Annotated in this window: 12 protein-coding genes; 11 read left to right on the top strand and 1 reads right to left on the bottom strand. The window is 66.4% G+C overall.

Annotated elements, in window-relative coordinates; translation table 11 throughout:
- Nucleotides 1-13: 13 nt before the first annotated feature.
- The gene (locus tag C1A15_RS14050) at nucleotides 14-310 is read left to right on the top strand and encodes a hypothetical protein (RefSeq protein ID WP_101723140.1); all 297 of its coding nucleotides are present in this window, start codon (nucleotides 14-16) and stop codon (nucleotides 308-310) included.
- A 45-nt stretch (nucleotides 311-355) separates the two neighbouring features.
- Here C1A15_RS14050 and C1A15_RS14045 read toward each other — a convergent pair whose 3' ends face one another.
- Nucleotides 356-931, bottom strand: a complete 576-nt coding sequence (locus tag C1A15_RS14045; RefSeq protein ID WP_101723139.1) for a nitroreductase family protein — start codon at nucleotides 929-931, stop codon at nucleotides 356-358.
- 155 nt (nucleotides 932-1,086) lie between these two features.
- On the opposite strand from C1A15_RS14045, the gene C1A15_RS14040 reads away from it, so the two are divergent.
- The 10 genes from C1A15_RS14040 (at nucleotide 1,087) to C1A15_RS13995 (ending at nucleotide 12,534) form a co-directional block, all read left to right on the top strand.
- Nucleotides 1,087-2,199 (top strand): M20/M25/M40 family metallo-hydrolase, encoded by a 1,113-nt coding sequence (locus C1A15_RS14040; RefSeq protein WP_101723138.1) that lies wholly within the window; start codon nucleotides 1,087-1,089, stop codon nucleotides 2,197-2,199.
- A gap of 539 nt (nucleotides 2,200-2,738) precedes the next feature.
- Nucleotides 2,739-3,110, top strand: coding sequence for a 30S ribosomal protein S12 (rpsL, locus tag C1A15_RS14035; protein ID WP_035586133.1), 372 nt, complete (start codon nucleotides 2,739-2,741; stop codon nucleotides 3,108-3,110).
- 119 nt (nucleotides 3,111-3,229) lie between these two features.
- The gene (rpsG, locus tag C1A15_RS14030; RefSeq protein ID WP_035586130.1) at nucleotides 3,230-3,700 is read left to right on the top strand and encodes a 30S ribosomal protein S7; all 471 of its coding nucleotides are present in this window, start codon (nucleotides 3,230-3,232) and stop codon (nucleotides 3,698-3,700) included.
- A 15-nt stretch (nucleotides 3,701-3,715) separates the two neighbouring features.
- Nucleotides 3,716-5,833, top strand: a complete 2,118-nt coding sequence (fusA, locus tag C1A15_RS14025; protein WP_101723137.1) for an elongation factor G — start codon at nucleotides 3,716-3,718, stop codon at nucleotides 5,831-5,833.
- A 33-nt stretch (nucleotides 5,834-5,866) separates the two neighbouring features.
- Nucleotides 5,867-6,175 (top strand): 30S ribosomal protein S10, encoded by a 309-nt coding sequence (gene rpsJ / locus C1A15_RS14020; RefSeq protein WP_009304899.1) that lies wholly within the window; start codon nucleotides 5,867-5,869, stop codon nucleotides 6,173-6,175.
- 15 nt (nucleotides 6,176-6,190) lie between these two features.
- Complete coding sequence (gene rplC / locus C1A15_RS14015) at nucleotides 6,191-6,811, top strand: 50S ribosomal protein L3 (RefSeq protein ID WP_101723136.1); 621 nt, start codon at nucleotides 6,191-6,193, stop codon at nucleotides 6,809-6,811.
- A gap of 30 nt (nucleotides 6,812-6,841) precedes the next feature.
- Nucleotides 6,842-7,465, top strand: a complete 624-nt coding sequence (gene rplD / locus C1A15_RS14010) for a 50S ribosomal protein L4 (RefSeq protein WP_101723135.1) — start codon at nucleotides 6,842-6,844, stop codon at nucleotides 7,463-7,465.
- On the top strand, nucleotides 7,465-7,749 hold the full coding sequence (rplW, locus tag C1A15_RS14005; protein WP_101723134.1) for a 50S ribosomal protein L23: 285 nt from the start codon (nucleotides 7,465-7,467) through the stop codon (nucleotides 7,747-7,749). The genes rplD and rplW overlap by 1 nt, the downstream gene beginning before the upstream one ends.
- 494 nt (nucleotides 7,750-8,243) lie before the next feature.
- Nucleotides 8,244-8,945, top strand: coding sequence for an ABC transporter ATP-binding protein (locus tag C1A15_RS14000; RefSeq protein ID WP_101723133.1), 702 nt, complete (start codon nucleotides 8,244-8,246; stop codon nucleotides 8,943-8,945).
- A 10-nt stretch (nucleotides 8,946-8,955) separates the two neighbouring features.
- On the top strand, nucleotides 8,956-12,534 hold the full coding sequence (locus C1A15_RS13995; RefSeq protein WP_101723132.1) for an FtsX-like permease family protein: 3,579 nt from the start codon (nucleotides 8,956-8,958) through the stop codon (nucleotides 12,532-12,534).
- The last annotated feature ends 35 nt before the right edge of the window (nucleotides 12,535-12,569 follow it).

The following is a 12,569-nucleotide window of genomic DNA, read 5'->3' as shown; positions in this document are numbered from 1 at the left end:
AGATGATGGGCTCGTGGCAGAGCTCCTGGAAGCGGCGATGCTCGTGTGTTTCGGGTTATCGTGGCCGCTCAACGCGTACAAGAATTTCAAAGCGGGAACCGCGGCCGGCTCGAGCTGGCAGTTCATCGCGCTCATCACGGCGGGCTACGTGGCCGGCATCGCGGCGAAGTTCGTGTCCGGCTCGGTGAACTGGGTGCTGGCGGTGTACCTACTCAACATCGCGTGCATCGGCGTCAACTGGCTCGTGTACTTCCGCAACCGCCGTCTTGATGCGCAGCGCCGCATCGAGCTCGAATGCCTGGAGGCGTAGGGCCCGCGCTCGCCGCCGAAGCGCTGCGGGCCCTACGCGAGAGGGCTACAGCAGCACGCTCGCCAGCGAGCGCTTCGGCACGTAGTGCACGCCGGCCTCGTCGCGCCAGTACTCGGTGGCGCCGCCTGCCGGCAGGTCGACGATGCGCACCTCTTCGACGGGGCGGCCCAGCGCCAGCACGAGGTCGGGCTGGAAGCGCTCCGAGTCGATTCCGAGTGCCTCGGACAAGCTGCGCTTCTTGAACGATGCGACGATGCAGCCGCCGAAGCCTGCCTCGGTGGCCTGCAGCATGATGGTTTGCGCGGCGATGCCCTCGTCCCATGCGGTGAAGGTGTCGGCCAGCGTGCGATCGTTGTCGCGGCACACCACGATGTAGGCGCTCGGCCGCTCGCCCGGCTCGGGTCCCGGCCAGTCGGGCAGGGCCTTCGCCCATGCGCAGCACGAGAACACGCGCTCGCAGGCGCGCTCGTCGCTGACGACGGCGTAGCGCAGCGGCTGCGCGTTGCCGCTCGACGCCACCAGGCGCGCGGCGTCCACCCATGCGGTGAGCAGCTTGCGATCGATGCGGTCGCCTTCGTCGAAACGGCGATAGCTTCGACAGGATTTGATGATGTCCTGCACTCGGAACCTCCCTCGATTTCGCGGTACGGATCGCGTGGCCCCGTTGCCGGGGTTCTCGCGAGTATAGTGCCGTTCCTGATTATAATGTCTTTCGGTAACCGAACGCATCGTCGTTGCCAAGCGTTTCCGCTTGGCGGCTGAAGGAAGTGACATCCATGCAAGCGAATCGTCTGCTCGACCTGTTCTGCGAGCTCGTCCGCATCGAGAGCCCGTCGTTCCACGAGGCCGCGATGGCCGCCCGTTGCGCCGACGAGCTGCGCGATCTCGGCTTCGAAGTGCGCTTCGACGACTCGGCTGCCCGGGTGGGCTCCGACACCGGCAACCTCGTCGCGCATCTTCCGGGCACGCGGGCAGGACACGTGGTGTTCTCGGCGCATCTGGACACCGTGCAGCCGTGCGCGGGCATCGAGCCCGTCGTCGTCGACGGCATCGTGCGCTCGGCGGGCGACACCATCCTGTCCGCCGACGACAAAGCGGGCGTGGCCGCCATCCTCGAAGCGCTGCGCTCCGTCCTCGAGACCGGCGCTCCGCGCCCCGACATCACCGTGCTGTTCACCACCTGCGAGGAGCAGCACCTGCTGGGCTCGAGCGCGCTGGACGCGTCCATGCTGCCCGCAGGCGCGCCCTGCTACGTGCTCGACGCCGACGGTGCGCCCGGCACCATCATCACGGGCGCCCCGTGCCACTGGTCGCTCAGCGCGACGTTCTCGGGTCGCGCCGCGCACGCGGGCGTGTGCCCCGAGGAAGGCGTCTCCGCCATCGCGATGGCCGCAGCGGCCGTCGCGGCCATGCCGCTCGGCCGCCTCGACGAGGCCACCACGGCGAACGTCGGGTTCATCGAGGGCGGCGGCGCCACGAACGTCGTGCCGGACGCCTGCACGCTGGCGGGGGAGTGCCGCTCGCTGTACGTCGAACGAGCCGAGGCGCAGAAGGCCGCCATGACCGAGGCGCTCGAGGCCGCGGCGGCGCGCTTCGGCGGAACGGTGGGCATCGAGTGGGAGAAGAGCTACGACGCCGTGCTGTTCGACGAGGGCGACGAGCTCGTGCAGGCCATCGCCCGCGCCGCCCGTGCGGCGGGCCTCGAGCCGCGGTTCCATCGCTCCGGCGGCGGCTCCGACGCGAACGTCCTGGTCGCGTGCGGCGTGCGCCCCATCACCTTGGGCGTGGGCATGGCCAGCTTCCACTCCGCCGACGAGCACATCGCCGTCGCCGATCTCGAAGGCACCGCCCGCCTCGTCGAGGCCCTCGTCGCCGAGGCCGCGGAGTAGGGGGCACGAGAAGCGCAAGGGGGGGCGAGTTACGCCGCGCGCGTTCCTCGCCCCTTGATCCTTGGTCCGACCCGAAACATCCGAATCCGGTGAAAACGTGCCATCCGAGCCCTCGTCGGAAGCGAGGGCGGGGCGCCGGGGGCGGGCATTGCTCGTCGGGCGCTTGCCGAAGGGCGTTCTTGTTCGCCATGCGCCCGCCTTGCGCCTCGAGCCGTCGGACGCGACCGCGCTGCTCAAGACGCTACGGGAAAACGATGTCGACCAGCTCTCGAAGTTTTTTGAGAAACGGTGAACTTTTCGTCGACGATTCGCCGCGCAACTGCGATTCACCTGCGAAAACGGATGTCAAGAGGTATAGATACTCCCGGGTGCGTGGCGTTTGACAACCCTGATGGGCGATGGTAGAGTTCACCTTCGCGTCTCTCAGGAGGCGAGTGTTTTCGTGTGCGTACCAGCTGAACGCACTTGGAAACGGTGTTCAAGCGGGCGTCTAGCGGTACTAGGCGCTCGGACAAGCAAGAGGTAAAAGGAGAGAAGCTTTGCCTACCATTAACCAGTTGGTCCGCAAGGGCCGCAAGCAGGCGGTCGACAAGAGCAAGACGCCTGCCCTCAAGGGCAACCCGCAGAAGCGCGGCGTGTGCACCCGCGTGTTCACGACCACGCCGAAGAAGCCGAACTCGGCCCTTCGCAAGGTCTGCCGCGTGCGCCTCGTCAACGGCATGGAAGTGACCGCCTACATCCCGGGCGTCGGCCACAACCTCCAGGAGCACTCCATGGTGCTCTTGCGCGGCGGCCGCGTGAAGGACCTCCCCGGTGTGCGCTACAAGGTCATCCGCGCCGCGCTCGACTGCGCCGCCGTGGACAACCGCAAGCAGGCTCGCAGCCGCTACGGTGCCAAGCGCCCGAAGTAACACCCGCTAAGACGCGCGGGCCGCACCTAACCGCCGAAGCCCAAAGGGGGATAAGGCGGGCGGCCTAATGAACGGGGAGAAAGCCGTTCCGAAGCGCGCAGGACCTAGAAGGAGAACACATGCCGCGTCGTGCAGCAGCAGTCCGTCGAGAAGTTCAGCCGGACGCCCAGTACAACAACCGTCTCGTCACGCAGCTGATCAACAAGATCCTGCTTGACGGCAAGAAGGCCACCGCCGAGAACATCGTCTACGGCGCCTTCGCCATCGTCGAGGAGAAGACCGGCGGCGATCCGCTGTCCGTGTTCAAGAAGGCCATGGACAACGTCCGTCCCACGCTCGAAGTCAAGCCGAAGCGTGTCGGCGGCGCCACCTACCAGGTGCCGATGGAGGTCAACTCCCGTCGCGCCACCACGCTTGCCATCCGCTGGATCGTCGACTTCTCGCGCAAGCGCAAGGAGCATACGATGAAGGAGCGCCTCGCCGCCGAGATCATGGACGCCGCCGAGAACACCGGCGCGTCGGTGAAGAAGCGCGAGGACCTGTACAAGATGGCCGAGTCGAACCGTGCGTTCTCGCACTACCGCTTCTAAAGGAGGATTCGACGCATGGCTAAACTGGAACTGAAGGATACGCGCAACATCGGCATCATGGCCCACATCGACGCGGGCAAGACGACGACGACCGAGCGCATCCTCTACTACACGGGCAAGACCCATAAGATCGGCGAGGTGCACGACGGCGCCGCGACGATGGACTGGATGGTGCAGGAGCAGGAGCGCGGCGTGACCATCACCGCCGCCGCTACGACGTGCTTCTGGAAGTACCCCGGTGGTGCTGACGACGGCAAAGAGTACCGTTTCCAGATCATCGACACCCCGGGCCACGTGGACTTCACGGCCGAGGTCGAGCGCTCCCTGCGCGTGCTCGACGGCGCCGTCGCGGTGTTCGACGCCGTGGCCGGCGTGCAGCCGCAGTCCGAGACGGTGTGGCGCCAGGCCAGCCGCTACGGCGTGCCCCGCATCGCCTACATCAACAAGTACGACCGCGTGGGCGCCGACTTCTTCCACGCCATCGACACCATGAAGGATCGCCTGGGCGCGCCGGCCGTCGCCGCGCAGATGCCCATGGGCGCCGAGGACAACTTCTGGGGCGTCATCGACCTCGTCACCATGACCGCGTGGGACTTCAAGGCCGACGACAAGGGCATGACCTACCCCGAGCCGATGGATGCCATCCCCGCCGAGTTCGCCGAGGAGGCCGAGCTGCGCCACCAGGAGCTGGTCGAGGCTGCCGCCGACTGCGACGACAACCTCATGGAGAAGGTCCTCATGGAGGAAGAGGTGACGGTCGACGAGCTGAAGGCCGCCATCCGCAAGGGCACCATCTCCTGCCAGATCCACCCCGTGTTCGTGGGCTCGTCCTACAAGAACAAGGGCGTGCAGGAGCTGCTCGACGCCGTGGTCGACTACATGCCGTCCCCGATCGACGTGCCGGCCATCAAGGGTACGAACCCGGACACGGGCGAGGAAGACGAGCGTCCCTCCGACGTGAAGGCGCCGTTCTCGGCTTTGGCCTTCAAGATCATGACGGACCCGTTCGTGGGCAAGCTTACCTACCTCCGCGTGTACTCGGGCCAGCTCGACTCGGGCTCCTACGTGAAGAACGCGTCGAAGGACAAGAAGGAGCGCATCGGTCGTCTGCTGCAGATGCACTCGAACCAGCGCGTCGACATCGACGGCTGCGCCGCGGGCGACATCGTCGCCGTCGTGGGCCTCAAGGACACCTCGACCGGCGACACGCTGTGCGACGCCGATCATCCGATCATCCTCGAGTCCATGGAATTCGCCGAGCCGGTTATCGACATCGCCGTCGAGCCGAAGACGAAGGCCGAGCAGGACAAGATGGGCATCGCGCTGCAGAAGCTCGCCGAGGAGGACCCGACGTTCCGCGTGTCCACCAACCAGGAGACCGGCCAGACCATCATCGCCGGCATGGGCGAGCTGCACCTCGAGATCATCGTCGACCGCCTGCTGCGCGAGTTCAAGGTCGAGGCGAACGTGGGCAAGCCGCAGGTTGCGTACCGCGAGACGGCCACGAAGGAAGCCGACAACGTCGAGGGCAAGTTCGTGCGCCAGTCCGGCGGTCGCGGCCAGTACGGTCACGCGGTCATCAACCTGCTTCCGCAGGAAGCCGGCAAGGGCTACGAGTTCGAGAACAAGATCGTGGGCGGCGTGATCCCCAAGGAGTACATCACCCCGATCGACAAGGGCATCCAGGAAGCCATCAACTCGGGCGTGCTCGCGGGCTACCCGGTTGTGGACATCAAGGTCGAGCTCGTCGACGGTTCCTACCACGACGTCGACTCCTCCGAGGCGGCGTTCAAGGTCGCCGGTTCCATGGCGGTCAAGGCTGCGCTCAAGAAGGCCGCTCCGGTCATTCTCGAGCCGATGATGGCCGTTGAGGTCGAGACGCCCGAGGAGTACATGGGCGACGTCATGGGCAACCTGTCCAGCCGTCGTGGCCAGATCCAGGGCATGGGCGACCGCGGCAACGCCAAGACCATCAAGGCGAAGGTTCCGCTGTCCGAGATGTTCGGCTACGCCACCGACCTGCGCTCCACGACGCAGGGTCGCGCTTCGTACACGATGCAGTTCGATTCGTACGAGGCAGTGCCGAAGAACGTGGCAGAGGAAATTATCAGCAAGGCCGGCGGCAACGCCTAGGGCGTGCGCGCGAGCATAACGGAGGTAAAGTAAGTGGCTAATCAAAAGATTCGCATCCGCTTGAAGGGGTACGATCATGAGATCGTGGACCAGTCCACGAAGCTCATCGTCGATACCGCGCAGAAGACGGGTGCCAAAGTGTCCGGTCCCATTCCGCTGCCGACGGAGCGCAACCTGTACTGCGTCGTCAAGGGCCCGCACGTCGACAAGGATTCGCGCGAGCAGTTCGAGATGCGCACGCACAAGCGTCTCATCGACATCCTGGAGCCGACCCCGAACACGGTCGATTCCCTGATGCGCCTCGATCTCCCTGCCGGCGTCGACATCGAGATCAAGCTGTAAAGGGGGATGTGCGATATGATCAACGCCATCTATGGTAAGAAAATCGGCATGACCCAGATCTTCAGCGAGGACGACCGCGTCATCCCCGTGACGGTGATCCAGGCCGAGCCGAACAAGATCTGCCAGGTCAAGACGAAGGACAGCGACGGCTACGAGGCCGTGCAGCTGGGCTTCGGCGCCATCAAGGAGAAGAAGGTCAACAAGCCCATGGCGGGTCACTTCGCCAAGCAGGGCACGGCTCCCACGCGCTACCTGCGCGAGGTGCGCGTCGAGAACGCCGGCGAGTACAACGTGGGCGACGAGCAGACGGTCGCCGCGTTCGCCGAGACGAAGAAGGTCGACGTGACCGGCACGTCCAAGGGTAAGGGCTTCGCCGGCGTCATGAAGCGCTACGGCTTCCGCGGCGGCCCGGGCGGCCACGGTGCGCACTTCCACCGCGCTCCCGGTTCGGTCGGCCAGTGCGCCACGCCGTCTCGCGTGTTCAAGGGGCTCAAGCTCCCGGGCCACATGGGCGTCGACACCGTGACCGTGAAGAACCTGGAAGTCGTCCGCATCGACGAGGAGCAGAACCTCATCCTCGTCAAGGGCGCCATTCCTGGCGGCAAGAACGCTGTCGTTCGCGTCCGCATGGCGTAGTTGAAGTAACCTATAAGGAGCTTGTATATCATGACGACTATCGAGATCAAAGACGCGAGCGGGAAGAAGGCCGGCACCGCCGACCTCACCGCTTCCGTGTTCGGCATCGAGCCGAACATGCCCGTCATGCACCAGGTGGTGCGCGCCCAGCGCGCGTCCTGGCGCCAGGGCACGCATGACACGAAGACGCGCGGCCAGGTGCGCGGCGGCGGCAAGAAGCCGTGGCGCCAGAAGGGCACCGGCCGTGCCCGCCAGGGCACCATCCGCGCCCCTCAGTGGGCCGGCGGCGGCACCGTGTTCGGTCCGCATCCGCGTTCCTACGCGTTCCGCGTGAACAACAAAGAGGTCAAGCTGGCCATGCGCTCCGCGCTGTCCGCGAAGCTGGCCGACGGCGAGCTGTTCGTTGTCGACACGTTCAACTTCGAGAAGCCCTCGACGAAGGCGGCTGCGGCCGTGCTCAAGGCCCTCGGCCTCGAGCGCCGCACGACTGTCGTCATCGCCGACGACGACGTGAACGCCTACCTGTCGTTCCGCAACTTGCCCCAGGTGAACATCCTGCCCGTGGCCGAGGCGAACACCTACGAGCTGATCGACAACAAGGCGCTCGTGTTCACGGCCGACGCCCTGAAGCGCATCGAGGAGGTGCTTGCATAATGAAGGACCCCCGCGAGATCATCATCCGCCCCGTCATCACGGAGCATAGCTACGATCAGATGGAGAAGAACACCTTCACCTTCGAGGTGGCCAAGGACGCCAACAAGGTCGAGATCCGTCAGGCCATCGAAGCCATCTTCAACGTGACGGTGGTCAAAGTCAACACGCTCAACGTGAAGCCGAAGCCGAAGCGCGTGCGCTACCAGCTCGGTAAGACCCGCACCTGGAAGAAGGCCATGGTCACCCTCAAAGAGGGCGATACCATCGAGCTCTTCGCTTCCTAAGCGACCCGCACATCGTGCACCCAAGCGCCCCTGCAATGCGGGGGCGCTTTTGCGTTCGGAGCCCAGGCCGGACCGCTGTCGTCATCTTGAGCGGAGCGCGCAACGCGGAGTCGAAGGATCCAACCCCGCGCCCGCCCGCTGTTCTACTGCCGTCGCCGACAGGGGAGGCTTCGGCGCTTGCCCGCGGGAGCTCTGCCTGGTCGCGTGGTGTTTTGGCAAGTTCGCGTCGTTTTGGCTATCTTCAACGGAGGATAGCGAGTAGCCACACGGCGATGAGCTGGGGAAACCAATCAGCTCGTTCGGGAGAGGTGGCTCGGGGTCGGAAAATATCCTCGCATATCGATCCGAACTTGCCAGAATCCTCGCCGATGCGCTCCGAAGGCCGGCGCGCAAGGGCCGTCCGTTCATGACGGCGGCGTGTTGTTGCTGGCGCTGGGAGGTCGCTTCGTGTATGGTGGGGAGAGCCGTATTCGAGCAGATGGAAGAAGGAAGACATGGCGTTCGTGGAGTTTCGCGACGTGCGCAAAGTGTACCGCATGGGCGAGGTGGAGGTCGCCGCCGTCGACGGCATGACCTTCGACATCGAGCGCGGCGAGCTCGTCGTGGTCGTGGGTCCGTCGGGCGCGGGCAAGACGACGCTGCTCAACATGCTGGGCGGCATGGACGCCTGCTCGTCGGGCACCATCATGCTCGACAACCGCGAGATCAGCGCCTTCTCCGAGAAGGAGCTCACGTACTACCGACGCTACGACATCGGGTTCGTCTTCCAATTCTACAACCTCGTGCAGAACCTTACGGCGCTCGAGAACGTGGAGCTGGCCAGCCAGATCTGCAAGGATCCGCTCGACGCGGCCACCGTGCTCAAGCAGGTGGGGCTGGGGCACCGCCTCGACAACTTCCCGGCGCAGCTCTCCGGCGGCGAGCAGCAGCGCGTGGCCATCGCCCGCGCGCTCGCCAAGAACCCCAAGCTGCTGCTGTGCGACGAGCCCACCGGCGCGCTCGACTACCACACGGGCAAGGCCATTTTGAAGCTGTTGCAGGACACGTGCTTCGAGACGGGCAAGACGGTGGTCCTCATCACGCACAACTCGGCGTTCACCGCCATCGCCGACCGGGTGATCCACATCCGAGAAGGCCGGGTGGCCGGCGTCGAAGTGAACGAGGCTCCCGTGTCGGCCGAGACGATCGAGTGGTAGCGACACAAGAGTGAGAAGCGCGTTCAACACCGAGACCCTGCGTTCGATCACCCACTCGCTCGGGCGCTTTTTAGCCATCGCGGCCATCGTCGCGCTGGGCACGGGCTTCTACGCCGGCCTGCGCATGACCGCGCCCGACATGAAGCTGGCGGCCGACGAGTACTTCGACGGCACGTCGCTCATGGACATTCGCGTGCTGTCGACCCTCGGCCTCACCGACGACGACATCGCGGCGCTGCGCCGTGTCGAAGGCGTCGAGGCCGTCATGCCCGCGCGCGAGACCGACGTCATGGCCGCCATCGGCTCCGAACAGTACGCGGTGCGCGTGCATTCGCTGCCGGGCGCCGCAAGCGCGAGCGACACCTCCGATGGCGTGCATGCGCGCTCCGACGATCCCGACTACCTGAACCGGCCCATCCTCGTGCGGGGCTCGTGGCCGCAGAAGGCGGGGGAGTGCGTGCTGTCGGCCAACCTCGTGGAGAACGACGGCATCGCCGTCGGCGACACGGTGTCCATCACCGAGGGCACGCGGGATGTGGACGACACCCTCGTCACGCGCGCCTACACGGTGACGGGTTTCGTGAACGCGCCGTACTACGCCACGTCGTCGAGCATGGGCGAGACCACGCTGGGATCGGGCTCCATCCAGCAGTATATGTACGTGCCCGAGAGCGACTTCTCGGCCGACCTTCCCTATACCGAAGCGTACCTCGCCGTGCGCGGCGCGGCGGGCGAGCGCGCCTCGAGCGACGCGTACCAGCAGCGCGTGGACGAGGTGATGGAGCGCATCGAGGCGCTCGCCCCCGAGCGCGAGCAGGCGCGCGTCGACGGGCTGAAGGCCGACGCCCAAAAGGAGCTCGACGAGAAGCGCGCCGACTACGAGCGCGAGAAGGCCGACGCGCAGTCCCAGCTCGACGATGCGCAGCGCCAGCTCGACGACGCGGCCGCCGTGATCGCCCAGAGCGAGCAGCAGCTGGCCGACGGCCAGGCGGCCTACGACAGCGGCGCGGCCGAGCTGGCGAACCAGCGCGCGAGCGCCGAAGCGCAGCTGGCCGACGCCGAGCGGCAGATCGCCGACGGCCAGGCCCAGCTCGACGCGCAGCGTCCCGCGCTCGAGGACGGCGCCGCTCGGCTGCAAGACGGTTGGGCGCAGTGGCAGGAGCAAAGCGACGCGTTCGCCGCGCAGCTTTCCGCATGGCAAAGCGGCTCGGACAAGCTGGCGGCCGGCATCGCGCAGGCGCAGCAGGGAATCCAGCAGCTGCAGGACGGCATCGCGCAGGCGCAGACGGCCTCCGAACGGGCCTCGGCCGGCATCGCCGAGATCCAACAGCGGATCGAAGCGCTCGATCCGGCCGATCCGGCATTCGAGGAGACGAAGGCCGCGCTCGAGTCCCAGCTGGCCGAGCTCGAGACCGCCCGGCAGACCGCCGAAGCGACGAGGCAGCAGCTCGAGGCCGGGCTCGCCGAGGCCCAGCAGACGCTCGACGGGCTCAACGCCCAGAAAGCGGAGCTCGACGCCGCCAAGCCTGCCCTCGACGAAGGGCGGCAGGCCCTCGCCGCCGCCAAGGCCCAGCTCGACCAGCAGCAGGCGACCTACGACGCCGGCAAGGCGCAGTTCGATGCGAGCGCCCAGCAGCTCGAGCAGGCGCGCGCCGAGCTGGCCGCCGCGCGCTCGCAGGCCGACTCCCAGATCGCCGCCGCGCAGCAGCAGCTCGACAGCGCCGCCGCGCAGCTGCAGGACGGCCGCGCCCAGCTCGAGCAGGGCCGCGCCGACTACGAGCGCGGCCTCGCCGAATACGAGGAGCAGAAGGCCGACGCCGACGAGCAGCTCGCCGACGCCGAGCGCCAGCTCGACGACGCCCAACAGCAGATCGACGACCTGGAGCGCCCCGAGTGGCTCGTCATGGACCGCACCGCGAACTACGGTGCCGCCAGCTTCGAAGCGGACGCCGACCGCGTGGACAGCATCGCCGCGGTGTTCCCGTTCATCTTCTTCCTCGTGGCGGCCCTCGTGGCCCTCACCACCATGACGCGCATGGTGGAAGAGGAGCGCGCGCTCATCGGCACGTTCAAAGCTCTCGGCTACCGTCGGGGGCGCATCGCGTCGAAGTACCTCGCGTACGCGGCCGTGGCCAGCGGCGCCGGCAGCCTCTTCGGCATCCTCGTGCTGTCGCAGGTGCTGCCCGCCGTCATCATGAAAGCCTACGGCATCATCTACTTCGTGCCCGAGCTGCCGTTGCCGCTGCCCATCGACCCCTGGTTCGCCGGGCTCGCGGCCGGCCTCGGCATCGGCGTCACGCTGTTCGCCACCTGGGCCGCCGTCACTGCCACGCTGCGCGAGCGCCCGGCGCAGCTCATGCTGCCGCGCGCGCCGAAGGCCGGCAAGCGCATCCTGCTCGAGCGCGTAGGGCCGCTGTGGCGGCACCTCTCGTTCTCGTGGAAGGTGACGTTCCGCAACCTGTTCCGCTACAAGAAGCGCTTCATCATGACGGTCATCGGCATCGCGGGCTGCACGGCCCTGCTGCTCACCGGCCTCGGGCTGTCGAACGCCATCAACGACATCATCGACAAGCAGTTCGGCGAGATCACGAAGTACAACGCCACCGTCACATTGGCCGACGACCTGTCCGACGACGAGCAGCGGCGCGTCGACGAGGTGCTCGACGACGGCGAGCTCGTCACGGCGCACACGATGGTCATGCGCCAGAACATGCTGGCGAGCGGGCCGGACGAGCAGGACAAGCGCATGGAGCTGGTCGTGCCCGAGGACCCGTCGTCCTTCGACGAATTCGTGGCCCTCGACACCCGCGTCGGCCATCATCCGGTGGAGCTTGCCGACGACGGCCTCGTGCTCACCGAGAAGATGGCGGGCGAGCTGGGCGTGCGCGTGGGCGATGCCGTCACGCTGACCGAGCAGGACGCCATCGGCAACGCGACGAGCGCATCCTACGAGGCCACGGTCACGGGCATCGTCGAGAACTACGTGTACCACTACGCCTACATGGGCCCCGCGCTCTACGAGCGGCTCATGGGCGAGGCGCCCGACTACCGCACCGTGCTGGCCGTCACCACATCCGATCCCGACCTGCGCACGCAGCTCTCGAACGACCTGCTGGCCGCAGGCGGCGTGAAGACCGTGGCGTACAACGACGAGACCATCGATGCGTACCGCGACATGATGTCGAGCGTGAACATGATCGTGGTGGTGCTCGTCACGGCCGCGGCGGCGCTCGCGTTCATCGTGCTGTACAACCTCACGAACATCAACATCACCGAGCGCATGCGCGAGATCGCCACGCTCAAGGTGCTCGGCTTCACGCCGCGCGAGATGAACGCCTACATCTTCCGCGAGATATTCCTGCTCGCGGCCATCGGCTGCGCGGTCGGCCTCGTGCTGGGCGTGTGGATGGAGGGCTTCGTCGTGGTCACGGCCGAAGTGGACCAGATCATGTTCGGCCGCGAGATCCACGCAACCAGCTTCCTGCTGGCGTTTTTGCTGACCATGCTGTTTACCGTGCTCGTCATGCTGGCCATGCGCGGCAAGCTGCGCCGCATCGACATGGTGGAAAGCCTCAAGTCGAACGAGTAATGCGCTACAATGAGCGCTTGACGATCAAAACAGAA

Source organism: Eggerthella timonensis (assembly GCF_900184265.1).
GTDB classification, from domain to species: Bacteria; Actinomycetota; Coriobacteriia; order Coriobacteriales; family Eggerthellaceae; genus Eggerthella; species Eggerthella timonensis.
The sequence above is the reverse complement of the archived record's forward strand: the minus strand, read 5'-3'. Positions and strand labels throughout refer to the sequence as shown.

What these genes read in the sequence shown, in the direction of transcription:
- C1A15_RS14040 (WP_101723138.1), top strand. Translation starts at nt 1,087, where the DNA reads ATGCAAGCGAATCGTCTGCTCGACCTGTTCTGCGAGCTCGTCCGCATC.
- rpsG (WP_035586130.1), top strand. Translation starts at nt 3,230, where the DNA reads ATGCCGCGTCGTGCAGCAGCAGTCCGTCGAGAAGTTCAGCCGGACGCC.
- fusA (WP_101723137.1), top strand. Translation starts at nt 3,716, where the DNA reads ATGGCTAAACTGGAACTGAAGGATACGCGCAACATCGGCATCATGGCC.
- rplC (WP_101723136.1), top strand. Translation starts at nt 6,191, where the DNA reads ATGATCAACGCCATCTATGGTAAGAAAATCGGCATGACCCAGATCTTC.
- rplD (WP_101723135.1), top strand. Translation starts at nt 6,842, where the DNA reads ATGACGACTATCGAGATCAAAGACGCGAGCGGGAAGAAGGCCGGCACC.
- rplW (WP_101723134.1), top strand. Translation starts at nt 7,465, where the DNA reads ATGAAGGACCCCCGCGAGATCATCATCCGCCCCGTCATCACGGAGCAT.
- C1A15_RS14000 (WP_101723133.1), top strand. Translation starts at nt 8,244, where the DNA reads ATGGCGTTCGTGGAGTTTCGCGACGTGCGCAAAGTGTACCGCATGGGC.